Source organism: Cryobacterium sp. PH31-AA6 (genome assembly GCF_030063195.1).
Lineage (GTDB): Bacteria > Actinomycetota > Actinomycetes > Actinomycetales > Microbacteriaceae > Cryobacterium.
On sequence record NZ_JASISS010000016.1, the window covers coordinates 55,424 to 78,807 of the forward strand.

Below are 23,384 nucleotides of genomic sequence, written 5' to 3' on the forward strand. Positions count from 1 at the left end.
GAGTGGGGGTTTTGTGCATTCACATGCAGTGTGCTCCACTTCCTCCGTCCCGCGATCTGTGCGGGCGCACAAGCCGAAAGGACCACTGACCATGTCAGACAGCACCCAGGCGGCGCGGGCCGCCGTGGTCATCCCGCGCCACGCGTGGCAGGCCCTCATCGTGTTGCTGGCCGGCATGTTCATGGCCCTGCTCGACACGACCATCGTCAACGTGGCGCTGCCCACGATCCGCACGAGCCTGGATGCCTCCGAGGCGACGCTCTCCTGGATCATCTCCGGCTACGCCCTCGCCTTCGGTCTCGCGCTCATCCCTGCCGGGCGCCTCGGTGACCGGATCGGCCACAAGTGGGTCTTCTTCACCGGCCTGCTGCTCTTCACCCTCGCGAGCCTCGCCTGTGGCCTCGCCCAGAACGATCTCCAGTTGATCATCGCCCGCGTCGTCCAGGGGCTCGCCGGCGGCATGTTCGTGCCGGCCGTCACCGCCGTGATCCAGCTCCTGTTCCCGCCGATGGCGCGCGGGAAGGCCTTCGCGATCATGGGCTCGGTCATCGGCGTCTCCACCGCGCTCGGGCCCATCCTCGGCGGGCTGATCATCGAGGCCTTCGGCAACGAAAACGGTTGGCGCCTGGTCTTCTGGGTCAACCTCCCGATCGGCGTCGCCGCGTTGATCGCCGCGGCTCTGCTGCTGCCGTCGGGCTCCGAACGACCGGCGGGCGAGGCCAGGTCCGGCATCGACTGGGTCGGCCTGGTGCTCATCTCCGCCGGGCTGGTCGCGCTTCTCGTGCCGCTGATCGAGGGTCAGGATCAGGGCTGGCCGCTCTGGACCTACCTCACCCTGGCATCCGGCGCGCTGCTCGTCGTCGCGTTCGGAGTCTGGGAGGTCATGTTCACCCGGTGGGGCAGGAGCCCGCTCGTTCCGCCGCGGTTGTTCCGGCATCCGGCGTTCACCGGCGGCATTGTGCTCGCTCTCGTCTACTTCGCGGCATTCACCAGCATCTTCTTCACCATCTCGATTCTCTGGCAGGCCGGCCTCGGCCACACCGCGCTCGAGTCGGGGCTGGTGTCGATCCCGTTCGCATTCGGCACGATCCTCGGCGCCTCGCAGAGCAACCGCCTGGCGCAGCGCCTCGGCCGCACGGTGCTCATCATCGGCGTCGCGGCGGTCACGATCGGGCTCGTCTGGATCTGGCTCGCCCTGCTCCTGATCGGCCCGGAGATCACGAACTGGGAGCTGCTGCCGCCACTGGCGATCGCGGGGCTGGGCAGCGGATTCTTCATCGCGCCGAACGCCCAGTTCATCGTGGCGACCGTGGACCGCACCGAAGCCGGCGCGGCCAGCGGCGTCGTCGGCGTGATGCAGCGGGTCGGCAGCGCGATCGGCATCGCCGTGATCGGCAGCGTGCTGTTCGGCACCCTCGTCGTCTCCGGCCCCGGCCCGGCAGCCCTCGCGGAGGCGTTCACCACCAGCGCGACCGCCGCTATGGGCGTGAGCGCCGCGTTCAGCGTGCTCGCACTGCTGCTCGTCTTCGTGCTGCCCAAACGGGTCGACGCCCGCTACTGACCCCGCTGAGTCGCGGACAACGCACGTTCGCACGCCCCGTGGAGGTGCATTGTCCGAAACTCAGCGGCGGGGCGCGCGGAGGGCGGCCACGATCTCGAGGGTGCGGATGCGTCCGGCCAGGCTGGATGCCTGAGGGCTCACCATCAGCTCGTCGGCACCCGTTGATCCCAGCAGACTCGTCAGCGCGGCCTCGACCTGGTCGGGAGTGCCGACCGCCTGCCTCCGGTTGCGGGTCTGCACGAGCTCCTGCTCGTAGGGCGAGAACCGGTAGGCGAGCGCCTCCTCCATCGACACGGGTGCAGGCTTCTTGCCCTGGCGCATCCGGATGAAGGTGATCAGGCCGGCCAGCGATTCGCGGCGGACGACCTCCGCGTCATCGTCGCTGATCACGCCGACCGCGATCATGGCGTGCGGCTCGGCCAGGAAAGCGCTCGGCTCGAACCGGTCCCGGTACACGGCGAGCGCGGCCTCGGTGCCGTCGCCGGCGAAGTGGTGCGCGAAGGTGAACGGCAGCCCGAGCACGCCGGCAACCTGGGCGCTGAACCCGCTGGAGCCGAGCAGCCACATTTCGGGGGCGTCGCCGAGGCCGGGGTAGGCGGTGATCCCGCGCAGCGGGTTGTCCTCGGCCAGACCGCCGTGGAAGAAACCGATCAGGTCCACGAGCTGCCGCGGAAAGTCGTCGACGCCGAGTCCCTCCGCGCTGCGGCGCAGGGCCAGGGCGGTGGCGCCATCCGTGCCGGGGGCACGCCCGATGCCGAGGTCGATCCGGTCGCCGTAGAGGGCACGGAGGGTGCCGAACTGTTCCGCCACGACGAGCGGCGCGTGGTTGGGCAGCATGACCCCGCCCGAGCCCACTCGGATGCGCTCGGTGCGCGCCGCGATGCCCGCGATCAGCACGGGCGGCGCGCTCGACGCGATCGCCGGCATGTTGTGGTGCTCGGCAACCCAGAAGCGGTCGTAGCCGAGGTCCTCGGCGACCTGCGCGAGACGGATGCTGCCGGCCACCGCATCCGCGTTCGTGCCGCCCGCGGGGCGGCTGGCCAGGTCGAGCACGTTGATCGGTAGTGTCTTCATCACCCATCCCAACCCACGGCCGGGCATTTTGATTCCCCGGCCAGGGCCGGATTCGCCGCGGCGTCGAAGCGGAACGCCCGGCGGGGCCGTCTTGATCCTTCCAGCGGGTGCGTCTAAGGTGGGGCAATCTGCAGTGTTGCGGTCAGTACCCGACACCGCCGACTGGACCTGACCGCCCAGCCCCGGAGGTAGTCGCATGACGCAAGACCGCCTCGCCGCTCCCCCCGTCGCTGACCCGGTGGACACCCTGCCCTCCTCGCTCACCAGGGATGGACTCCGCCTCCTCGTCTCCCATCCCGACGCGCCCGGTCGCCCCGCCCTGCACCGCTGGGCGGTGGGCCTCTTCGTCGCCTATCTGGTCGCACTCGCGCTGATCGCGTTCTGGCCGACCCCGGTGGACCGGGACGCCCACGGCTCCCTCGTCGGGCTCCTCGACCTTCTCCAACGACACGGCGCGCCGGCATGGGTGCGTTACGACGTGATCGAGTTCTCGGCGAACATCGTCTTGTTCGTGCCGGTCGGGCTGTTCCTGGTGATCCTGGCCGGTGGCCGGCGTTGGTGGCTCGGTCCGCTGGCCGGCTTCGGGGTGAGTTGCGGGATCGAACTGGGCCAGCTGGTGTTCCTGCCCGCCCGATTCGCCACGGTCAACGACGTGATCGCGAACAGCACGGGCGCGATCATCGGGACTGCGCTGGCACTGTTCGTGCTTCTGCTGCACCACCAGACATCCCGGCCGGACCCCTTCCGCTAGTCGCCAATCGACGGAGCGCTGCGACCGCTCGCCCCGGAATATTGACCGGAAAGCGCCCAACCCGATGAGCGCTCCCCGGCTGTCCCGCAAGCGCCATGCGCCCCGGGAACCCTCTGTCAGGTCGGCGGACTCCGCCGGCGGTCATCCCATCGTCTGTACCGACGGCTGGTAGGAGCCCAGGGTGTCGGTCTTGAACCCGTTCTGCACCGCCGTGAGCCCCGACCAGTCGATGTTCACGATCGACTGCCCGTCGCTCGAGGTGCCGGTGCCGTTGGTCGGCATGGTGAAGAACTCGACCTCCGGCTCGCGCACCGCGCGCAGCTCCCAGGCCAGCCCGGTCAGGTAGGCGGAGGTGAGGCCCTCGTCGACCGCGAGGAACGGCGTCACCGAGTTGACCAGGCTGGTGGTTTTCCCGACGTCGGCCAGCACGGACTTGTGCATGATCGCCACGAGCACCGCCTGGATGATGAGCTGCTGGTTGCGCACTCGCTGGAAGTCACCGTCGGCGAACGCGTAGCGCTCCCGGGCGAACGCCATGGCTTCCGTGCCGTTGAGGTGCAGCGGACCCTCTTCGAAGTAGTGCCCCTTGAGGTGGTACGAGTTGAAGCCGATCGGGTTGCTGATGTCGACCCCGCCGACCAGGTCGGTGACTCCCTTGAAACCGGCGAAGTCGACGACCGCCACGTGGTCGATTCGCACACCGAGAAGCGATTCAACGGTCTGCACGGCCAGGGGCACTCCTCCCCAGGAGAGCGCGGCGTTGATCTTCGCCGTGCCATGCCCGGGGATCTCCAACCAGCTGTCCCGAAGGATCGACATGACATAGAGGTTCTTGCGATCGGCGGGAACGTGCACGACCATGATGGTGTCCGAGCGTTCGCCACGGATGCCCGCCAGGTCTCGCCCGGTCGTGCCGCGAGTGTCGGAGCCCAGCAACAGGATGTTCTGGGCCTGCGCCACCGGCACGTCACCGCCGGGTGCCGGTGCCGCCGCGCCGGGCTCGATGCCGGGTTGCGCGTTCGGGTCGGCGGCTGCGGGGCCCGCGGCGGGTGCCACGGGCGGACGCAGCGCATCCTCGGGGAAGGCGTTGGTGATCTTCTCGGTCTGGGCGTCGAACGCGCGGGTCAGCGTGAACGCGTAGACGCCGCCGAGAGAAACGAGCAGCAGCAGGACAGCCCCGACGACACCCCAGGCGATGCGCCAGGGATGGCGTTTACGCGGCAGGACGGGCGTCTCAGACATCAGCGCCCTCGGTCTCCCGGGCAGGAGCGCAGAAGCCGGTCGGCGCAGCATCGGCCTGCCGGTCGGATCTTGAGGGTGGTTCGTCGCTCCACAAAAGGCGTGTTTTCAGGCGCGGCGTACGGGGCACGTTTGGCATTCGGGTTGCCTCCAGCTGCCGTTTCGGGTAAACGGTTAGTCCACCATAGCCCCGTACCCCCCGATTGGAAATGGGTCGCCCCCCGAATGGGACGAGACTCCCCCGAACCGGCCGGCCACGCCGCGAATGCCAGGCAGATCCCGCCCGAATCATTGGTTTCGGAATGTGACTCGCCGGTAACATCCGCTCGATATGGTGAACCCATGAGCGCTCCGATAACGAAGGCCGTCATTCCCGCCGCTGGGCTGGGCACCCGATTCCTTCCCGCGACGAAGGCGATGCCCAAGGAGATGCTTCCCGTGGTCGACAAACCGGCCATCCAGTACGTGGTCGAAGAGTCAGTCGCCGCCGGCCTCCACGACGTGTTGATGATCACCGGCCGCAACAAGTATGCCCTCGCCAACCACTTCGACCGGATGACCGAGCTCGAGGCGATCCTGGAGCGCAAGGGCGATCACGAGCGACTGCACAAGGTCAACCACTCGACGACGCTGGCCGACATCCACTATGTGCGTCAGGGCGACCCGCTCGGGCTGGGCCATGCGGTGCTCCGCGCGAAGATGCACGTCGGCAACGAGCCGTTCGCCGTGTTGCTCGGGGACGACATCATCGACGCCCGCGACCCGCTGCTGACCACGATGCTGACCGAGCAGGGCAAGCGCAACGCGAGCATCGTCGCCCTGATGGAGGTCGATCCCTCGCAGATCCACCTGTACGGTGCGGCCGCGGTCGAACAGACGGACGACCCCGACGTGGTGCGGGTGACCGGACTGGTCGAGAAGCCCAGCGCGGCGGATGCCCCGTCGAACCTGGCCATCATCGGCCGGTATGTGCTCCGCCCCGAGGTGTTCGGGGTGCTCGAGCACACCCTGCCCGGCAAGGGCAACGAGATCCAGCTCACCGACGCCCTGCAGGAAATGGCGACCACCCCCGAGGCCACCGGCGGCGTCTACGGGGTCATCTTCCGCGGCCGCCGTTACGACACCGGCGACCGCCTCGACTACATCAAGGCCATCGTTCAGCTCGCGATCGACCGCGACGACCTCGGCCCCGAGCTGCGGCCCTGGCTGCGGGACTTCGTCACCACCCTGGGCTGAACCCCCCGCAGGCGAATCAGACCGCGCGGATCTGTACTCGGATCAGAGTGCGTCGGCCTCGAGCCGCGGGATCAGCGTTTCCAGGAACGCGGCGGTGTCTTCCCAGCCGCCCACGGCGAAGCATTCGACCCCGAGCGCCTTCACCGGGTAGTCGTTGCCGTTCTCGTCGAGCCGGTCGCCGACGAAGAGCATTTCGTCGAGGGAGATCCCGGTGAGGGCCGCGAGCTTCTTCATGCCGTAAGCCTTGTCGATTCCGCGGCGGGTGATGTCGACCGAGGTCGACCCGCCCGAACGCACCTCGAGGTCGGGCAGCATCGCCTGGACGGCCTCGCGCAGGGTGTTCTTCTTCTCCCCGCTCGGGTCCCAGGCGCTCTTCGCGGCGACCGGTGCGGCCTGGCCCAAGGCGGAGAAGGTGATCTGCGAACCGCGGTCCTCGAGGATCGGGCCCCAGGTCTCGCTCTCCCAATAGCCGAGGTCCCGGGCGGCGGCTTCGACCGCGGTCAAGGCGCTCGCCTTCTCCGCGTCGGTGAGGAGTTCTGCGTAAACCTGGGTCCAGGCGCCATCGACGTGGCGGTAATACTGGGTGCCGCAGGTGGGCATCAGGTGCAGGCCGGCGAGGGCCTCGTCGCTGACATTGTCGAGGTTGTCGATCAGCTGCATGTGGAACTGGGCGATCTGGCCACCGGAGATGACACAGACCGGCACGGCGCCGAGGAGGCGCACCATCAGCGCCGCCATTCTCGGGTCGAGCGGGGACTTGGAGGCGGCCAGGGTGTCATCGAGGTCGAAGGCCACGAGCCGGGGAAGTGAAGTCATTTCTGGTAGTTCCCTTATCAGGATCAGTGCACCGGGAGTCAGACCCCGGTGCGGAACGCCACCCATTCGCAACGCCAGAAAAACTCTACAGGCGAGCGCTGGGTGATCCCTCATCGTGGACTGGCCGATGGGTGCTGGGGGATCTCGACAAGCTCGATCACCGCACGCTCGATCACCGCGAGCTCGATCACCGCACGCTCGATCACCGCACGCTCGATCACCGCACGCTCGATCACCGCACGCTCGATCACCGCACGCTCGATCACCGCACGCTCGATCACCGCGAGCTCGATCACCGGCGAGCTAGATTACCGGCGAGGCGACCGCGCGAACGCACGACCGCGCGGACGGGCGAACTCAGGCGAGGCCCTCCGGCAGGGGACCGTCGGTGACGAGGTAGAGGCGTTGGGTGGCGCGGGTGAGGGCGACGTAGAGGGAGCCGACCCCGCGGGAGGAGGAGGCCACGATCGCATTCGGCTCCACCACGACCACGGCGTCGAACTCGAGCCCCTTCGCGTCCTGCGGCGTCAGCAGGGCGACCCTCCGGGTGAGGCCGACCGCGCCGAGCCCGATGGCGTCGCCGAACTCCGCCGAGAGAACGTCGGTGACGGCGGCGATGGATGCCGGGGCCACGATCACCGCGAGGGTGCCGCCCTCGTCGATGGCGAGGTCGCGGCGCACGGCGTCGACGACATCCGTCACCGTCTCGATCGGCCACTCGCTGGCCCGCACCGAGCGAGCCGGGGTGATCGGCAGGTTGTGGGCGAGCGCCATGGCCTCGGCGGCCGAGGCGATCTGGCTGGGCGTGCGGTAGTTCACGGTGAGCTCTTCGAGGCGCCAGCGGTCGGCCTCGAGTGAGGAGCCGAGTACGGGCCGGAGCGCGTCCTTCCAGCTCGTGGCCGCGGCGGCGGACGCGGCCTGGGCGATGTCGCCGACGATGGTGAAGGAGCGCTGGGGGCCGCGGCGCAGCAGCAGTCGCCACTGCATCGGCGAGAGTTCCTGGGCCTCGTCGACGACCACGTGCCCGTAGGTCCAGGTGCGGTCGATGGCGGCGCGCTCGGCGGTGGTGGCCCGGTCGCCCAGCTCGGCGAAGTTGTCGGCGAGGGATTTCGCGTTCACGAGCCCCTTCACCGCCATGTTCGCGATGGCCGCCTCCGCGTTCTCGATGTCACGCCCCCGTTGTTCCTTCTGCTCGCGCTTCTGCGCTGCGTCGACCACGTTGTACTCGCCGAGGTGCATGGCGGCCTCATCGAGCAGCGGAACGTCGGCGATCGTGAACTCGGCAGCACGCGGGCGCTGCAACAACGCACGTTGTTCGGGCGTGAACCGCGGCGTGAGGGAGGCCCGCCACTCCGGCCGGGCGTAGAGGTCTTGCAACAGTTTCTGGGGCGTGAGCGGCAACCAGGCCGTGTTCAGGGCGACCCGCACGGCCTCCGACGAGCGCAGGTCCTCCCGCAGCATGGGGAGGTCGCTCTCGTCCATCGAGGCGCCGCCGGCCTTGAGCGTGGCCAGCCACTCCCGCGACAGGGCGTTGAGGGCGTTCTTCACGAAAGTGACGCGCGCCTCGTTGTGCGGCTTGCCGCTGGTCTGAGCCCGGTGGATGGCCTTCGCCACCAGCTCGGAGGTGAGGGTCACCCGGTCGCCGTTCACCTCGAGCAGCTGGTCCCGCTCGGGGATGCGCTGCCGGGAGCGCACGGCGCGCTCGATCACGCCGGCCATCGCGGTCTGGCCCTTGAGCACGGCGACGGCCGGGGCATCCTCGTGGGTCGCGTCAACCCCGGGGAACAGCTGGCCGACGCTGGCCAGCACCACCCCGGTCTCGCCGAGGGACGGCAACACGGCCTCGATGTACTGCAGGAACGACGGTGACGGGCCCACGATGAGCACGCCGGAGTGCTTGAGCCGATCCCGGTGGGTGTAGAGCAGGTAGGCGGCGCGGTGCAGCGCCACGGCGGTCTTGCCGGTGCCTGGGCCGCCCTGCACCACGAGCACACCCTTGAGGTCGGAGCGGATGATCCGGTCCTGCTCGGCCTGGATGGTCGCGACGATGTCGGACATGTGCCCGGTGCGCTGCGCCGTGAGCGCGGCGAGCAGCGCGCCCTCTCCCTGGTGGTGGGTGGCCGCCTCCCCCTCGAGCAGGTCGGCGTCGAGGATCTCGTCTTCGATCCGGATGATGCTGCGCCCCTTCGAGAGCAGGTGGCGGCGGGCGCGGGCGCCGAGCGGTGTCGCGGCGGTGGCCTGGTAGAACGCGCTCGCCTGCGGCACCCGCCAGTCGAGCAGGATCGGCTGCAGGTCTTCGTCGCGCAGCCCGACCCGGCCGATGTAGCGGTAGACGGATTCGTTCTCGTCGCCAGCCGCCGTTTCCAGCCGGCCGAAGGCCAGGCGGTCGTCAACCTCCCGCAGCTGCACGATGCGGTCCTCGTAGAGGCGGGCGAACGTGTCCCGCTCGGAGCGCGCCTGGTGGTTGCCGCCCACGTTCAGCCGCCGCACCGCGGTCAGCTGCTGCTCGGCCTCACGCTGCAACGCGTCCAGCCGCGCGTAGAGCGTGGCCACATAGTTCTGTTCCCGCTGAAGCTCCTGGTCGACCACAAAACACCCCTCAAATCCGACCCTCGAGTTTAGACCAGTCGGCTGGGAGCCGCCGACGGCCAGCGACAACGCCCCTGTTCTCCTGGTTCAGGCCGGGATTCTGCCCAAACCGGCTCAGGGCCGGTGAGCTCGGGGCGGCTCGCCCTGTCGCGGCGGAACACGATTGGCGCGCCGGTCCCCCAGCCGCCGCATGGCGACCCTGAGCGGCATTCTGCGGAGCGACAGGATGCTCTCCCGCGGCACCGCGTGCGACTCCGACTTCGGATAGATGCTCCGGGTTTCCGTTCGGCGGTTGCGCCCCTTGAGCCAGTCCGTGATGTACACCATGGGGAGGATCTTCGCGACGGCGAGCGCGACATAGATCACGGTATTGACCCCGACAAAGGACGCGAAGACGGCAAAGAAGGTCGAGGCGAGGAAGGACTCCGGTAGGAGGATTCCGGCGTGGATCACGGCGTGGATCTCCTCATTGGGCCACCAGCTCGCTTGGCGTCGGGTTGGCATGGGTGAGGTGGGTCCAGGCTGCCTTGCGGCCGAGGGTGATGTCGATAATTCCCTTGACGTAGACGATGTTCAGGAAAATGTCGAACAGCAATTCGGGGAGCAGGACGACCGCGAGGAGTCGTGCCCGCCAGCCGCCCTTCCACACGCTGATTACTCGTTCGGCGATGAAAATCGCCCCGATACCCTGCCAGAACGGGAACCAAATCCAGTTGTTCACCGCGGCCACGGTCACGGCCATGAGCAGCATGAAGGTGGTCAAGGCGATGACGCTGTAGCCGATGCCCAGCTGCTGCGCCCAGTATCGCGACGTCGCCGGAGTGACGCCGTAGGCGCCGATGTTCTCCAGCGCTCCCCGCTGCCAGCGCAGCCGCTGATTCCACAACGAGCCGAAGGTGGGCATGAGCTCGGTGACGACCGTGCACTGGGCCGGGGACGTCATCAGGGCGCCGAGTGATTTCAAGGCAATGGTGAGTTCGTTGTCTTCGGTCAACGCGACGGTGTCGTAGACGTCACCGTGCGCTCCCGGTATCGTCACACCGCGATTTTCGGCCACCGCGCGCAAGGCGGCAGGCCGGAACATGGACGCGGTCCCGGTGAGCACGAACACGCGTCCGCGGCGGCGGGCGATCTCCCGCGAGTACCGCACATACTCGTTGCGTTGGAGCTGGCCGAGTATCCCGAATCCCTCTTCTCCGTAGAAGAGCCCGCCCACCGACATCAGGGCCCGGTCGCTGGTGAATCGCGCGACCGCATGCTCGAGGAAGCCGTCATCCAACGCGGTGTCGGCGTCCATGATCATGACGATGTCGTTGGCGCCCTGGCCGGGAAGAACTTCTTTGAGGGCCTGGTTCAGCGCGCCGGCCTTCTTCGCCGTGTTCAGCACTGATTCGAAGACCTCCACGCCGGACTGCCGGGCGACCGCGACGGTCCCGTCGGTGCAGTTGTCTGCCACAACGATCACACGTTCCGGCCGGTGGGATTGGGTGAGCAGCGAAGCCAGCGTCACCGGGAGCGACGCCTCTTCGTTGTGCGCGGGGATCAACACGGTCACCGTCACCGGGCCGGAGAAGATGCCCCGCGTCGGGGCCATCACGACCTTCGGTGACAGCGGTGTGACCATGGGGTTCGACGATCTGCGTGCACCGTTCGACACCCGAAGTTCCATCAGCGCCACACCGGCGGCGAAGAGCACGGCCAGGGCGATCGCGGCCAGAAGTACGCGAGGGGCCGGCACATGCATGTCGTAGAGCACGGGGAATGTGCCCAGCACGAGGGCCTTACTCGGCAGAAAAGCGCTGGTCTGGGGATCGGCAGCAATCACGACCCAGAGGGCCGTTGCCGCGCTGCCGGCAGCGACGGCGATGACAACGCCTACTGCTCTGGCAAACCGAGTCTTATCCCCCATGAGATGAGATTACAGTGCCCCCAGACCTGAGATAACCACAAATTAAGCCACGCCTGCCCCCAGTTCGCAGGGCACCCGAAATGGGCATCGTGCGTTGATCCGCCCCTCAGTGCGTGTGGGGTCGAAGCGACGGTGTTTGGCCCGCCGTTCAGGCCGGGCTACGGCCGACCGAGCCCCTGGTAGGTCCAGCCAGCTGCGCGCCAGGCGGCGGCGTCGAGCGTGTTGCGTCCGTCGATGATCAGGGGAACACGCACCAGCGTGGCGGCCCAGACCGGGTCGATCTGCTTGAACTCGGGCCACTCGGTGACCAGCACCACGGCATCCGCTCCGGTGAGGGTTTCCTCGATGCTCGACGAGTAGGTGAGCTGCGGGTGCCGCAGCCGCGAATTCTCGATCCCCTGCGGGTCGGTCGCCATCACGTCGGCGCCGAGCCCGCGCAGCTGCACGGCCACGTCGAGCGCGGGCGAGTCGCGCACGTCGTCGGAGTGCGGCTTGAAGCTGAGCCCGAGCACCGCCACCTTGGCCGTGTACACCGGCTTGTCAAGTGCCTGCAGGGTCATCGCAACCACGCGCTTGCGCTGGCGCATGTTGATCACGTCGATCTCCTTGAGGAAGGCGACCGAATCGCCCCGGCCGAGTTCCTCGGCCCGGGCGGTGAAGGCGCGGATGTCCTTGGGCAGGCAACCGCCGCCGAAGCCGACGCCGGCGTTGAGAAACCGGCGGCCGATGCGGTTGTCGAAGCCGATCGCATCCGCCAGCTCGGTGATGTTGGCGCCGGAGACGTCGGCAATCTCGCTCATTGCGTTGATGAAGCTGATCTTGGTGGCGAGGAACGCGTTGGCGGCCACCTTGACGAGCTCCGCCGTGGCATAGTCGGTCACGATCAGCGGCGTGTTCGCGGCCATCGCCGAGGCGTACACCTCGTTCAACTGCGTCGTGGCGCGAAGCCCGGCTTCGCCCGCCGGCACCCCGTAGACCAGGCGGTCGGGGCTGATGGTGTCTTTCACGGCGAAACCCTCGCGCAGAAACTCGGGGTTCCAGGCCAGGGCCGCCCCGCTGCCGGATGCCTCGATCACCGCGGCGAGGCGAGCGGCGGTGCCGACCGGCACGGTGCTCTTGCCCACCACCAGGTCGCCGACGGCCAGGTGCGGCAGCAGTGATTGCACGGCGGCGTCGACGTAGCGCAGATCGGCGGCGTAGCTGCCGTCTTTCTGCGGGGTGCCGACGCCGATGAAGTGCACCTGGGCGCCCGCGGCGTCGGCGATGTCGGTGCTGAAGCGGAGCCGGCCCGATGCCATCGCCGAGGTGAGAATCTCCGGCAGCCCCGGCTCGTAGAACGGCGGTTTGCCCGCGGCGAGCTGCTCGATCTTGCGGGCGTCGATGTCAATGCCGACCACCTCGTGCCCCAGTTCGGCCATGGCCGACGCGTGCACGGCCCCGAGGTAGCCACAGCCGATAACGGACAGCTTCATGCGATTTTCTCCACGCCTGAAGCCTAGCCGTGAGCCCAGACCCAGAATCCCTGGCCTGGCCCAACCTTTGGGGGCGCCACCGGGAATTCAGAGTGTCGCTCCAGCGATAGAGTACGACCGTGAGTAAAATTCGGCCGGAACAACGGGGCCACAAGGCGCTTCTGCGTCGAGGCCGCAGCACCAAGGGGCTCCAATACGGGTTCTTGGCCGTTGCCGCGATCGCCGCGGCCGGCATCGGCTACGTCGCCCTCTCGATCGGCCTCTAGCTACAGCCCTCTCGCTCCGCTCCCCTCCCGGGCTACTCCTTCGGCACGCTCGCGCAGTCGAGCGGCACGTCAGTGATGGCCGTGGGGTTCACCATTGGGGTTACCTGCGCCGCGAGCACCTTCTTGGCGGTTCCGGATGCGACCACGTCCACGCTCAGCTTCGAGGTGGCACCCGGGTCCATGGTGAGAACCAGCTTCGCCACCGGGTAATCCGTGTCGTGGTACGGCTCCAGCTGAACCGCTTCACCGTCAACGGTGGCGCCCACGATCTGCGACCCCGGAGGCGCATAAACCATGACGATCATGCGCTGAACCCCGGGATCGAGCTTTTCCCTTTTGAATTCACCAAGAATCGACGGACTGATCGATGTCGCCGCGTCGAGGGGCAACCCGTTGGTGAGGTCAACACCGATGCGGTAAGACGCCTTCCCGTCTGCCCGGCACGCTGCTTGACCCAGACTGACCGCCTGCTTCAGGTAGTAGTTCATCTTTGAGCCGACGTTCTCCTGGAAGTAGACCCCGACCTTGTCGGTGGTCTTGTCGCTCTTGGGTAACGCACCGTCTACCCCGAGAGACTCGAAGACCGCCTGCTCCTTCTCGACGGGGCTCCACAGGAGCAGACGATGTTCGTTCCCGGCCTGTGTCGCAGCCGAGAACAACACCTTGGGGTCAGAATTGCCACTAGTCAATTGCTCGAATGTCTTCTGCACGATCTCGGCATATACGAGATCCTGGGCGGCGTTGTCAGCAACGTTGTCCCCAGACCAATACTGCATGTAGACACCGTTAAGGAGCATGGGAACGAGCGTCTCGCTTGTCAACACTTCCCCCGTAGACATGGAAATCGGGGGTGTTCCCCGAAGCAGATAGCCCAGTGCCACCGGATCGACCGAGATGACGCCATTAATCTCAGTACCAAACTGTCGCTTCCACATCTCCTGCGTTACCTCAGCTGCGCTTACGAAGCTTGGGCGGACCGTGACGTTTGACATCGCTCTACCGTACTCTGAGCCATAAAGCTCGGCAACGCCGTCGGGCATAGGGAGCACGGATTGCTGATAATAAGCGAAATTTCCGAATCCGGCCGGGATGGCGTCGCCCAGCGCGATTCGACCGTTGTCCATAGTCAAGAGGGCAAACGATAGCGACGTCCCACCGAGCGCACGAGCCTCGGCGTTGTTCTGAAACACGATCACATAGTTTCGTGGGGACGTTGCCCCAAGAGCGTCGGGGAGGATGTCCAGCATCTTGCTCGCCGACACGAGCGTCGGTGTTGTGTCGGCCAAGAGACCAGCAAATTTGCGTGCTGCCGACTTAATCTGGTCGATAGTGAGCGTGGTGTCGATGCGCTGCACCCTCTTGGTCGCTACGTCAAAAACCGTGCTGGCTTTGGCCACAGCAGCGCCGGCGGCGACTAGGGGCTCCAGATTGATGGCGCCGTCGACCGGCTTCAACGTCGTCGGGTTCAGCGTCGCCGCAGCTGATGCGAGCGGTTCCGCGGCCCCCGTGACGACGTCATCGGCGACTTCGGCCAGTTCTCGCACCGCCTCAAGATTTGCCCCCACGACCGGCATTAACTCTGCAGCCCGCCAAATTGGGTCGCCGGTGTAGCTGCGCGCGTGGACTGTGTGTGTCGCCAAACTCTTCACAGACGCCGTGACCGCCACCGAATCGCCCGCGAGTACCTGCGTCTTGATCGTAGATGCCAGTGGAATGGCTGCTTCCAGGTCTGACTTCGCCATCCAGCCTCGAACGCCCACCCACGTGCCCGCTACCAGTAGAACCCCGATGAGGATCGCCGTCCAGAACCACCAGCGACGATAGAGCCGGGGTTTGCGCGGCTTCGCGGACCTCCGGGCACCCGAACGGGTTTCGTTTTCGCTCACTGAGCCATTGAATCAGGTCAAGGCACCGCCTGAGACCAATGGGAACTTCCCTGGCCCCGCGCACGCCCACGGACGCTCGCACCGAAGGAACTTGTCTGCTCGAATTGCTGCCGTTCATCCACGAGCGTTCTGCACATGGCGCTGAGTTACCCGGCGGTTCAGCGCTCTTCGACGGGAGCGGCACAGAGACGGGAGCGGCACAGACAGGATGGGCCCTCTCGGCCAACGTCCAGTGCCGCGGCACCTCTGCGACGTTCCATAGCTCGGCGACTGCGCATTCGCGTAAATCCGCCATGTGCGCCGCGGCCAGAGTTTGGTTAGCGAGGGACGCAACCTATGCACGGCGACCTCCAGCCATGCACAAATCTCGCTGCGCAAATGCGGGAACCGAGTGTCTGATACTTTCACAGTGTGGAGAGCTCGCACCGAGACTCGCAAGAGCAAGGCAATTTGGGGGACAAAAATGGACCGAAACCGAACTGTAGTAATTGTCGGTCAAGGCTATGTCGGCCTTCCAGTAGCTATGCGAGCCGTTGCCGTCGGCTTTAACGTCGTCGGGATTGACCTCGATGTGAATCGCACCGAGAGTCTTCGCGCCGGCAATTCCTATGTTGACGACATCTCGCATGGTGAATTGCGAGCCGCGCTCGACTCCGGTCGCTATCTCCCCACGACCGATTACAACGAAGCAAACAATTTCGGGGTTGCCGTCATTACGGTGCCGACCCCACTTCGGGAAAGCCTGCCGGACCTTTCCTTCATTGAAAGTTCGGCAGCCTCGCTCTCGACGCGACTGCGCTCAGGGGCGACCGTAGTTTTGGAGTCCACCACGTACCCCGGAACGACCGAAGAACTCCTGGTACCCATTCTGGAGAATGGTTCCGGACTCACGGCAGGTGTGGATTTTCACGTCGGGTATAGCCCGGAGCGAATCGATCCAGGGAACAAGGTATGGGGCTTCGTGCAAACGCCCAAGGTCGTCTCGGGGTTGAATCCAGCGTCTTTGATTGAGGTCCAAGCCTTTTACGACACCTTGGTAAACCAGACCGTGCCGGTGAGCAGCCCGAAAGAGGCCGAGCTCACGAAGCTTCTTGAAAACACCTTCCGCCACGTCAATATTGCCCTTGTGAATGAACTCGCGATCTTCGCGAGTCAACTCGGGGTGAACGTGTGGGAATCCATCGAGGCGGCCGCGACCAAGCCCTTCGGTTTCATGAAGTTCACTCCCGGCCCTGGCGTCGGCGGTCATTGCCTTCCAGTTGATCCCAGCTACCTGTCCTGGCAGGTCCGACGCAAGCTGGGTCAGAACTTCCGGTTCGTGGAACTGGCAAATGACATCAACGATCACATGCCTGACTATGTCGTCCAGCGGCTCCTCGTGATGCTCAATAGGGAATCAAAGGCCCTTCGGGGATCCCGCGTTCTCCTCGTCGGTCTCGCGTACAAGAAGAACACAGGCGACATACGCGAAGCACCATCGCTGCGCCTTATCGAACTCCTTGCTGATTTTGGTGCAGAGCTCACCGCGGTGGATGGTCACGTGGAGGATTACCGTTGGCCGACGGGCGTTGCAAAGACCACCCTTGACGAACAGACGGTCCGAGAGTTCGATGCCGTAATCATCGTGACAGACCATGACTCGCTGGACCTCACGTTGCTTGAGGACATAGGTACTCCCGTGCTCGACACAAAATCGCGCACTAGTGGAACAAACATAGAATGGCTCTGATTCAGAGCCGATTGCCACGCCCTGCAATGAGTTCGGCTCTCATTCAAGGCTCAGTGCTACTCAGTAGCCTGCCGCTTTCGCTACTCCAAGTGGCGGGGACCTGTCGGCAGAAGTCTTCTTGTCCTAGTCGCACGCCGGGGGGGGGCTGAGTTGCACGACGCGGTCAATATCCGGTGCCAGGAGTGAATGAGAAGCACAGCGGCCACGGGGCGCTTCCTATGGTCGCCTCAACTATGATTACGATGAATCCGCGTGACTTGGCGGGCGACCAGGCTGTGCAGTGCTGCGACATAGCGTATTCCCCCGAAGGGATCCAGCAGGAGGCCCCTGGCATCGCTGGTAACATAAACCGGTGACTATGGCAACGGTGAAGAGTGATGCTTGCACGCCTCAAGCTAGGAGCGGCACACTTTCCACAGCGATCGTCGCCATCATCGCCCTGTCGACATTCGGACCCTACGTAGCAGGAAGCATCCGTACCGAACAAATCGCGGTGTACGGCGCCTCTTTAGTGATACTCCCGTTCACCATCTCAGCCCTTAGGACACGCGGGGGGTTGCGCCTTCTCATTCCTTGGGTCCTCTACATCACTATCGCCTTGCTTGGTGTGGTATTTCCGTCTCTCATCGTCGCGAGATGGGAGCCCGGGAGCGTGCTGGCCGGTGTCGACAATATGCTTCTACCACTCATGATTCTGATGATCCTCTGGTCAGTGGTGCCTGGAACATCTGCCTCAGCCCTCCTCCAAATTTTCGCACGCATAATCGTTGTGGGGATGGCCGTAAACGGGGTGCTCGCCATGATCTCCACGCGGGTGGATCTATCAGGAATCTTGCGACCTTTTTGGGGCAATGCCGCGAGTGTGAGCACGACTGCAGAACTTGCCGCATTGCTCGGGCGCTTTGGTGGAATTTTTAACCAGCCGGCGGAAGCCGGGGCCTTGTACGGCATCGCCGGTTTGCTTGCGGTCTTTACTTTGGCGGACCGCCCCGGGCGTTTAGTGCTAGTCCTCATACCGATTGTCATCGGCGGGCTTATCAGCGTCAGCAAAATCTTTATCCTCGGTGGGATCCCCCTGATTTTGTTCTATTGGCTGAAATCAGGCCGGAGGCGCAGCCCGGTGGTGGGACTCTTCAGTCTGGCAATCGTAGCTCTGGGTATCGTGCAGTCGGGCCTTCTCGATAAGTGGATTGGGTTCAGCTATCTGACTCGTCTCGTCAATCCCACTGAAGGAGGCCTAGTATCGTTCTACTCGAGCGGGAGGACCGGTGACGGCTCGAGCGCTGCCCTAATCGCCGCTGAGACGCTACGGGTTAGCCCGTTGACGGGCGTCGGCGCAGGCGGTTGGAAAGTCCCCTATGACAGCTTCTTTTCCGAGAGCCTAGCGGTCGGGGGCATTCTTGGATTTGCACTCCAGCTGTGTGTGTTCGCGGGCATCTTTACCTTGGCCTATCAGACTAAGGATCCCAGTCGGCGCCTCTTCACATACCTCTTTGCTATCTTTGTCGCGGGGGCAGCACTGGGATTCTCCCCGCTCACGGCCAATCGTGTCTCGACCGTTGTCTGGCTCATCCTCGGTCTCCTGGTGCTCCTACGCACAGCGGAGCCATCGCGCGAACGTCTCGCTGGTCACGGCAGGGGGGGACTGCCCCGAGTTCAGTTGACTCAATGACGTGCCCTACGGATTGGTTACCCAAAACGGTGTGAAGATCGGGCTCTCTTTGAGAGGCTTCTTCCATGCCACGACCATTCCCTGTCGAGTTCCGGAGGCGAGCGGTCGCGCTCGTCCGGGCCGGTAAACCGATCACCACGGCCGCTGTCGAACTCGGTGTCAGCGCGGCGGCGATTCATAACTGGGTCCGTCAGGACCAGATCGACCGGGGCGAGCGTCCCGGGATCACGACGCCGGAGAGCATCGAGCTCGCCAAGGCGAAGAAGCGGATCCGGCAGCTCGAGGAAGAAGTCGTGATCCTGAAGAAGGCGTCGAAGCTGTTCGGGGAGGATCGACCAGGCCCAAAAGGGTTCACCCGATGATCGATGCCCTCGTTGAGGCAGGTCATCGGGCCAACCTGACCACCGCGAGAGAATCCCGGGCGACTACGCGGTCAAGGCCCGCAGCGCCGCGGAGGCAGAGTTCCTCCGCATCGGCGCGGGCGCGAAGGCGTGGTTGCTCGAGGCCGCGGCGGCGGGCACGACCCGGATGAACGTGGAGATGGCTGACGCCGTGGCGCTGGCCAAGATCAGCGGCCTGACCGCCGTCGACGAGGCCCTGGGCGAAGCGGCAACCTACGGCCGCTTCGCGACCGGCGACCTCGCCTCGATCCTCGGCTCCAACAGCTCCCGAACCCTGACTCACCGCGCAGATGAGGGGCAGTCGCTCGCGCAGGGCACCGCCGGGTGGGCGGCCATCGGCCGGCCCGTCGCCCCGGTGTTCGAGGTCTCCGCCGACGATCTGGAGGAGAGCGCGTGAGCGTCACGGCCGCGGCCGCGCCCGCCTTGCCGGCGGAGCTGGAGGCGTTGATGCGGCAGCTGAAGATGCCCTACGCCCGCGCATTGGCGCCGGAGCTGATCGCGACGGCCCGCGCCCAACGCTGGGAACCGGCCGAGGTCATCAGGGCCCTGTTCGTCGAAGAAGTCACCGACCGATCCCGGTCCATGCTCGCCACCCGCCGGAAGGCCGCCGGCTTCCCGACTGGGAAAACCTTCGACACCTGGGACGAGTCCGCATCCTCGATCCCGGTCCCGACGCAGCTGAGTATTCGAGCCTTTGAGCCCCACCCGATCGTGCGGTTGAGCCCCACCGTTCGTGCGGAAGAGCACCGGCGGTGGTGTGGCTCAGCACCACCGGTGCTCTCCGTCACGGATTACGCGGTCGCGAGGGCGGTTTGTTCCCTCATGTTGAAGGTGCCGGTGTCGACCCAGGTGGTGTTGTGGATGATGCGGTCCATGATCGCGTCGGCGTGGACTCCGGCGCCGAGGCGTTGGTGCCAGTCCTTCTGCTGATACTGGGTGCAGAACACCGTCGACGTCTCGCCGTAACGACGCTCCATCAACTCCAGCAGCATCGTCCGCATCGACTCCGTCGGCCGGTCAAGCAGCCACTCGTCGATGACCAGCAGCGTGAACGCGGCATACTTCCGGAGGAACTTCCCGGCGCCGCCGGTGGCGTCCTGGGCGGCGGCCCAGGCCTCCTCGAGGTCGGGCATCCGGACGTAGTGGGCGCGGATCCGGTGCTCGCAGGCCCGTTTAGCGATCGCGCAGCCCAGATACGACTTCCCCGACCCGGTGAACCCTTGGAAGACGACGTTCTGCTGCCGGGCGACGAACGAGCAGGTCCCTAGCTGGGCCAGCAGTTGCCGGTTGAGGCCGCGCTCGTCGAGCAGGTCGATGCGCCGCAGATCCGCGTTCGGATACCGCAGTCCCGCCCGCCGGATCAGGCCCTCGACCTTGGCATGGGTGAAGGCGGAGTAGGCGTCGTCGACGGCCAGCCGGACCCGGTCCTCGAAGGGCAGGCCGATGCTGAGGACCTCGTCCTGGGTGTCGATGGCCTGCAGCAGCTCGCCGGCGTTCATCTCGCGCAGCTTGCGTTTAGTCTCCCCGTCCAGGGCGCTCACCGGTGCCCTCCGGCGTAGTAGGCGCCGCCGCGGACATAGCCGCCATCGTCCGGTGCCGGCTCGGGGACCTGTCCGGTCTTGTCCTGCCCGGTGTCGAGGATCGGTCTCAGATGCGCGTAGCGGGGAGAGCGGATCGGCCCGCGCAGCGCCAGTGCGCAGGCGGCCTCGCGTCGCGCCGGGGGGAACTTGCGCGACAGCCGCAGGACCGCCAGAGCGGCGTCGAAGCCGGCCTCGTCGATGAACACGGTCTCGAAGATCTTGGCCGTCACTGTCACGGTCGCCGGCCCGATCCGCGCCGCCCACTCCTCGATCCGGGTTCGGTCCCAGGCCTGGAAGCTGCGCCCCTCGGGCAGGTCGGCCTCGTTCGTCCGATACTGGTTACTCGTCGTTGCCGGCAGCAGCAAATGGCTGGCCAACCGTTCGTCGCGCCGATAGACCTCCAGCATCGTCTCGGTGACCCGCAGGTCCACCAGCGCGCCGATATGGCTGAAGGGGACGGAGTAGAAGTTCCGCGCCCAGACCACGTGGGCGTTGGCGTTGACCTTCCGTTTGTAGGACCAGGTGCTGATCTCGAACGGCGCCGCGGGCAGCGCCTGCAGCAGCGGCTTCTCCTCGACGGTGAAGACGCTGAGGCGGGACCCGACGCGTTTCTGGAACGGCTCCCGGTTGTAGGCGTCCATCTGTTCCCGGATCCGCAGGCGCAACTGCGCCAGCGAGGTGAACGTCTCGTGCCGTAGGCCGGCGATGACCCAGGTCGCGACATGGGTGTCAACGTCGGGTGAAAACTGACCCTTTTTCGTCGATTGAATTCTGACCCCTCGGGTTGGTTTTTTGGTTTAGTTCGCGCCCGGTCGGGGTTGCTGCTCGAGCAGTTCGCGGCGGCTGCGGGTGCGGTAAGAATCCCCGGCAAGGGTGACGACCTCGGCATGGTGAACGAGGCGGTCGATCATCGCCGCGGCGACGATCTCGTTGGAGAAGATCTCGCCCCACCGCCCGACGGGCATGTTCGAGGTTGCCAGAATGGCGCCCTGTTCGTAGCGGGCGGCGACGAGTTGGAAGAACAGGTTTGCGGCATCGTGATCGAAGGCCAAATACCCTATTTCGTCGATAATCAGGAGCTTGTATTTGCGTAGCCGTTTGAGTTCCAGGTCAAGGCGTCCGGCCGTGTGGGCGGCCGCGAGGCGGGCGACCCACCCGGTGGCCGTGTCGAAGAGGACGGAGTAGCCAGCCTGGATGGCTTTGACGCCCAGACCGATCGCGAGGTGGGTTTTCCCAACGCCGGGCGGCCCCAACAGCACCACGTTGTCCGCCTTCGCGATCCACGTCGTCGTGGCCAAGTGGGCGAGGATATCGCGGCGCAGCGAGGGCTGGTGGTCGAGGTTGAATTCCTCCAACGTTTTCACCTGCGGGAAGTGGGCGCCGCCGATGCGCAGCGCCGTTCCGTGGGCCTCCCTGTCGGCGACCTGGCGTTGCAGGACCGTCGCGAGGTACTCCTCGTGCGACCACCCGGATTGCCGGGCCGTATCGGCGAGCTCTTCCCAGGTGCGGGCGATCGTGGGCGTCTTCAACACCCGCGCGAGATACGCGATCGTCGAGGCGATCTGCGGCCCCGCCGGCGGGGTGCTAGACGGTGTCACGGTGTCGAGCGCGCTCATCAGCTCAACGCCTTCTCGGCCGGAGCGCCCGCCGCCGCGGTGGTGGTGAAGTCGCCGCCGAAGAGCGCGTCGTAGTCGGTCAACACCCGCAGAGCCACCCGGTGGCCGTCGGCATGCTGGCGGCTCGCACGCTCCAAGGACCGGCGTTCCTCGGCGAAGGCGCTGCGCAGGGTCTTCGCGATGCCGACATGCGCCGGATCGGTGATCGTTGCCCGCCTGGCCCAACACCGCGCATGGGCGCCCACGACCGTGCCTTCGCGAGTGATCGTGACCATCGTCGCGGTCGCATGGACGTCGACGAACCTGCCCGCGCAGCGCGGATCGACGGAGTAATCGTTGGAATCAACCCGGAGGTAGTACTCCCGGCCAAGCCGCACCTGGGTGCGCAACCCGGTCGACGGCGCCGACACCGGCAGCATCGTCATCGCCGCCAGATCCGCCGCCAACGCTTCCTCGGGGCGCCGCCCGGTCGAGCGCACGACCCGACCATTAGCCCGTGGCAACCACCCATCGAGCTGGGCATTGAAATCCGCCGGCGAGGCGAACGACCGCCCCGGCAGAAACGACGTTTCCAGATACCCGTTATTGCGCTCGACCAGGCCCTTGAATTCCGGGTCCCGGGGCGGGGCGAGTTGGAAACGCGTCGCGAGCGACCCCGCGAACGATGCCGCGGGGACCGAGACCACACCGGTCCCACCGATCGCCGACTCGCGGTCCCAGACCAAGGTCTTCGGGACCATTCCCAAGCCACTGATCAGTTGCCACATCCCGGCGAGAATGTCGCCCGCCTGACGCGAGGGAATCATCGTCGCGGTCAAGAAACGGGAGAAGCCCAACGTCATCACCAGCACCGGGAGCATCAGCAATTGGCTGTGTCCAACGGGGATCTTCGGCTCCGGGAACCACAGATCACACTGCACGATCTGGCCCGGCTGATAGGTGATCCGATCGACCGGATCGATGCTCGCGTACTCGGGGCGGATCGCCCGGATACGGTCCTTCAGCGTCGTGATCGAGTACTGCCAGCCGATCCGTTCCGCGATCACCGTCGCCGGCATCCGCGGATACTCCGCCAGCAACTTGCGCACATCCATCTCGACCCCGTCGACGAGGGAACCGCGACCGGCGCGCTCGTACTTCGGCGGTCGCTCCGACGCCAACGCGGCCCGAACCGTGTTCCGCGCGATCCCCAACTTCCGTGCGATCTCCTTGATCGGGATCTTCTCCGATCGATGCAACCGACGTATCTCTGCCCAGTTCTCCACTGTTATCACCCTCCAAGGGTCTTACGGAGGGGTCAGAATTCAAACGACGCCACGGGGTCAGTATTCACCAGTCGTCGACAGTTGTTCGTTGCCTGGCTGGCGTGGTCGAGGTTCCGGGTCGTGATCGCGCTCCGGGACCGGACGGCCCCGACCGTGTTCGCAGCCCTCGATCGCACGCTCCGCATCCTGGGCGGCGCCCCGACCTATGTCCTCACGGACAACGAGAAAACGGTCACCGTGTCCCACCTCGCGGGCGTCCCGGTGCGCAACCAGCAGACCGTGGACTTCGCCCGCCACTACGGCATCACCGTGTTGACCTGCC

Annotated in this window: 21 protein-coding genes and 1 pseudogene; 9 read left to right on the top strand and 13 right to left on the bottom strand. The window is 65.9% G+C overall.

What is annotated here, in order from left to right:
- Positions 1 to 91 precede the first annotated feature (91 nt).
- Positions 92 to 1,561, top strand: coding sequence for a DHA2 family efflux MFS transporter permease subunit (locus QMG61_RS11765; protein ID WP_283494515.1), 1,470 nt, complete (start codon positions 92 to 94; stop codon positions 1,559 to 1,561).
- A gap of 60 nt (positions 1,562 to 1,621) precedes the next feature.
- Here the strand turns inward: QMG61_RS11765 and QMG61_RS11770 are convergent, their stop codons facing one another.
- Positions 1,622 to 2,635, bottom strand: coding sequence for an LLM class flavin-dependent oxidoreductase (locus QMG61_RS11770; RefSeq protein WP_283494516.1), 1,014 nt, complete (start codon positions 2,633 to 2,635; stop codon positions 1,622 to 1,624).
- A 196-nt stretch (positions 2,636 to 2,831) separates the two neighbouring features.
- Between QMG61_RS11770 and QMG61_RS11775 the strand changes: the two genes are divergently transcribed.
- The gene (locus QMG61_RS11775) at positions 2,832 to 3,386 is read left to right on the top strand and encodes a VanZ family protein (RefSeq protein ID WP_283494517.1); all 555 of its coding nucleotides are present in this window, start codon (positions 2,832 to 2,834) and stop codon (positions 3,384 to 3,386) included.
- 141 nt (positions 3,387 to 3,527) lie between these two features.
- Here the strand turns inward: QMG61_RS11775 and QMG61_RS11780 are convergent, their stop codons facing one another.
- A complete protein-coding gene (locus QMG61_RS11780; RefSeq protein WP_283494518.1) occupies positions 3,528 to 4,628 on the bottom strand; it encodes an LCP family protein in 1,101 nt (366 codons plus the stop codon).
- Between the two features lie 339 nt (positions 4,629 to 4,967).
- On the opposite strand from QMG61_RS11780, the gene galU reads away from it, so the two are divergent.
- Positions 4,968 to 5,861, top strand: coding sequence for a UTP--glucose-1-phosphate uridylyltransferase GalU (galU, locus tag QMG61_RS11785; protein WP_283494519.1), 894 nt, complete (start codon positions 4,968 to 4,970; stop codon positions 5,859 to 5,861).
- A 42-nt stretch (positions 5,862 to 5,903) separates the two neighbouring features.
- Here galU and QMG61_RS11790 read toward each other — a convergent pair whose 3' ends face one another.
- The 6 genes from QMG61_RS11790 to QMG61_RS11815 form a co-directional block, all read right to left on the bottom strand.
- Positions 5,904 to 6,677, bottom strand: coding sequence for an HAD-IIB family hydrolase (locus QMG61_RS11790; protein WP_283494520.1), 774 nt, complete (start codon positions 6,675 to 6,677; stop codon positions 5,904 to 5,906).
- A 110-nt stretch (positions 6,678 to 6,787) separates the two neighbouring features.
- Positions 6,788 to 6,973: a hypothetical protein gene (locus QMG61_RS11795; protein WP_283494521.1), complete on the bottom strand. Its 186-nt coding sequence runs from the start codon at positions 6,971 to 6,973 to the stop codon at positions 6,788 to 6,790.
- Between the two features lie 61 nt (positions 6,974 to 7,034).
- Entirely contained in the window at positions 7,035 to 9,266 is a 2,232-nt protein-coding gene (locus QMG61_RS11800; RefSeq protein ID WP_283494522.1) for a HelD family protein, read from the bottom strand.
- A gap of 114 nt (positions 9,267 to 9,380) precedes the next feature.
- A complete protein-coding gene (locus QMG61_RS11805) occupies positions 9,381 to 9,770 on the bottom strand; it encodes a hypothetical protein (RefSeq protein ID WP_283494538.1) in 390 nt (129 codons plus the stop codon).
- Positions 9,733 to 11,175 (bottom strand): glycosyltransferase family 2 protein, encoded by a 1,443-nt coding sequence (locus QMG61_RS11810; RefSeq protein WP_283494523.1) that lies wholly within the window; start codon positions 11,173 to 11,175, stop codon positions 9,733 to 9,735. Before QMG61_RS11810 ends, QMG61_RS11805 begins: the two co-directional genes overlap by 38 nt.
- A 158-nt stretch (positions 11,176 to 11,333) precedes the next feature.
- Positions 11,334 to 12,647: a UDP-glucose dehydrogenase family protein gene (locus QMG61_RS11815; RefSeq protein WP_283494524.1), complete on the bottom strand. Its 1,314-nt coding sequence runs from the start codon at positions 12,645 to 12,647 to the stop codon at positions 11,334 to 11,336.
- Between the two features lie 119 nt (positions 12,648 to 12,766).
- Here QMG61_RS11815 and QMG61_RS11820 point away from each other — a divergent pair, with 119 nt between their 5' ends.
- Positions 12,767 to 12,913: a hypothetical protein gene (locus QMG61_RS11820; protein WP_283494525.1), complete on the top strand. Its 147-nt coding sequence runs from the start codon at positions 12,767 to 12,769 to the stop codon at positions 12,911 to 12,913.
- Between the two features lie 32 nt (positions 12,914 to 12,945).
- On the opposite strand, the gene QMG61_RS11825 is transcribed toward QMG61_RS11820, so the two are convergent.
- Entirely contained in the window at positions 12,946 to 14,799 is a 1,854-nt protein-coding gene (locus QMG61_RS11825) for a DUF4012 domain-containing protein (protein WP_283494526.1), read from the bottom strand.
- A 463-nt stretch (positions 14,800 to 15,262) separates the two neighbouring features.
- Between QMG61_RS11825 and QMG61_RS11830 the strand changes: the two genes are divergently transcribed.
- From QMG61_RS11830 to QMG61_RS11845, 4 genes are all read left to right on the top strand, one after another.
- On the top strand, positions 15,263 to 16,528 hold the full coding sequence (locus tag QMG61_RS11830) for a nucleotide sugar dehydrogenase (RefSeq protein WP_283494527.1): 1,266 nt from the start codon (positions 15,263 to 15,265) through the stop codon (positions 16,526 to 16,528).
- A 352-nt stretch (positions 16,529 to 16,880) separates the two neighbouring features.
- Positions 16,881 to 18,200, top strand: coding sequence for a hypothetical protein (locus tag QMG61_RS11835; RefSeq protein WP_283494528.1), 1,320 nt, complete (start codon positions 16,881 to 16,883; stop codon positions 18,198 to 18,200).
- 65 nt (positions 18,201 to 18,265) lie between these two features.
- Positions 18,266 to 18,562: a transposase gene (locus tag QMG61_RS11840; protein ID WP_283494529.1), complete on the top strand. Its 297-nt coding sequence runs from the start codon at positions 18,266 to 18,268 to the stop codon at positions 18,560 to 18,562.
- A gap of 178 nt (positions 18,563 to 18,740) precedes the next feature.
- On the top strand, positions 18,741 to 18,998 hold the full coding sequence (locus QMG61_RS11845; protein WP_283494530.1) for a hypothetical protein: 258 nt from the start codon (positions 18,741 to 18,743) through the stop codon (positions 18,996 to 18,998).
- 394 nt (positions 18,999 to 19,392) lie between these two features.
- Here the strand turns inward: QMG61_RS11845 and QMG61_RS11850 are convergent, their stop codons facing one another.
- From QMG61_RS11850 to istA, 4 genes are all read right to left on the bottom strand, one after another.
- Complete coding sequence (locus QMG61_RS11850; protein ID WP_283494531.1) at positions 19,393 to 20,142, bottom strand: ATP-binding protein; 750 nt, start codon at positions 20,140 to 20,142, stop codon at positions 19,393 to 19,395.
- On the bottom strand, positions 20,139 to 20,822 hold the full coding sequence (locus QMG61_RS11855; RefSeq protein ID WP_283494532.1) for a Mu transposase domain-containing protein: 684 nt from the start codon (positions 20,820 to 20,822) through the stop codon (positions 20,139 to 20,141). Before QMG61_RS11855 ends, QMG61_RS11850 begins: the two co-directional genes overlap by 4 nt.
- Before the next feature lie 156 nt (positions 20,823 to 20,978).
- Positions 20,979 to 21,797, bottom strand: coding sequence for an IS21-like element helper ATPase IstB (gene istB, locus QMG61_RS11860; protein ID WP_283494533.1), 819 nt, complete (start codon positions 21,795 to 21,797; stop codon positions 20,979 to 20,981).
- A complete protein-coding gene (gene istA / locus QMG61_RS11865) occupies positions 21,797 to 23,071 on the bottom strand; it encodes an IS21 family transposase (protein WP_283494534.1) in 1,275 nt (424 codons plus the stop codon). Before istA ends, istB begins: the two co-directional genes overlap by 1 nt.
- A gap of 72 nt (positions 23,072 to 23,143) precedes the next feature.
- Here istA and QMG61_RS11870 point away from each other — a divergent pair.
- Positions 23,144 to 23,384, top strand: a pseudogene (locus tag QMG61_RS11870) (DDE-type integrase/transposase/recombinase); the annotation flags it as partial.

What these genes read in the sequence shown, in the direction of transcription:
- QMG61_RS11765 (WP_283494515.1), top strand. Translation starts at nt 92, where the DNA reads ATGTCAGACAGCACCCAGGCGGCGCGGGCCGCCGTGGTCATCCCGCGC.
- QMG61_RS11770 (WP_283494516.1), bottom strand. Translation starts at nt 2,635, where the DNA reads ATGAAGACACTACCGATCAACGTGCTCGACCTGGCCAGCCGCCCCGCG.
- QMG61_RS11775 (WP_283494517.1), top strand. Translation starts at nt 2,832, where the DNA reads ATGACGCAAGACCGCCTCGCCGCTCCCCCCGTCGCTGACCCGGTGGAC.
- QMG61_RS11780 (WP_283494518.1), bottom strand. Translation starts at nt 4,628, where the DNA reads ATGTCTGAGACGCCCGTCCTGCCGCGTAAACGCCATCCCTGGCGCATC.
- galU (WP_283494519.1), top strand. Translation starts at nt 4,968, where the DNA reads ATGAGCGCTCCGATAACGAAGGCCGTCATTCCCGCCGCTGGGCTGGGC.
- QMG61_RS11790 (WP_283494520.1), bottom strand. Translation starts at nt 6,677, where the DNA reads ATGACTTCACTTCCCCGGCTCGTGGCCTTCGACCTCGATGACACCCTG.
- QMG61_RS11805 (WP_283494538.1), bottom strand. Translation starts at nt 9,770, where the DNA reads ATGCCAACCCGACGCCAAGCGAGCTGGTGGCCCAATGAGGAGATCCAC.
- QMG61_RS11810 (WP_283494523.1), bottom strand. Translation starts at nt 11,175, where the DNA reads ATGGGGGATAAGACTCGGTTTGCCAGAGCAGTAGGCGTTGTCATCGCC.
- QMG61_RS11815 (WP_283494524.1), bottom strand. Translation starts at nt 12,647, where the DNA reads ATGAAGCTGTCCGTTATCGGCTGTGGCTACCTCGGGGCCGTGCACGCG.
- QMG61_RS11830 (WP_283494527.1), top strand. Translation starts at nt 15,263, where the DNA reads ATGGACCGAAACCGAACTGTAGTAATTGTCGGTCAAGGCTATGTCGGC.
- QMG61_RS11840 (WP_283494529.1), top strand. Translation starts at nt 18,266, where the DNA reads ATGCCACGACCATTCCCTGTCGAGTTCCGGAGGCGAGCGGTCGCGCTC.
- QMG61_RS11845 (WP_283494530.1), top strand. Translation starts at nt 18,741, where the DNA reads ATGGCTGACGCCGTGGCGCTGGCCAAGATCAGCGGCCTGACCGCCGTC.
- QMG61_RS11855 (WP_283494532.1), bottom strand. Translation starts at nt 20,822, where the DNA reads ATGGACGCCTACAACCGGGAGCCGTTCCAGAAACGCGTCGGGTCCCGC.
- istB (WP_283494533.1), bottom strand. Translation starts at nt 21,797, where the DNA reads ATGAGCGCGCTCGACACCGTGACACCGTCTAGCACCCCGCCGGCGGGG.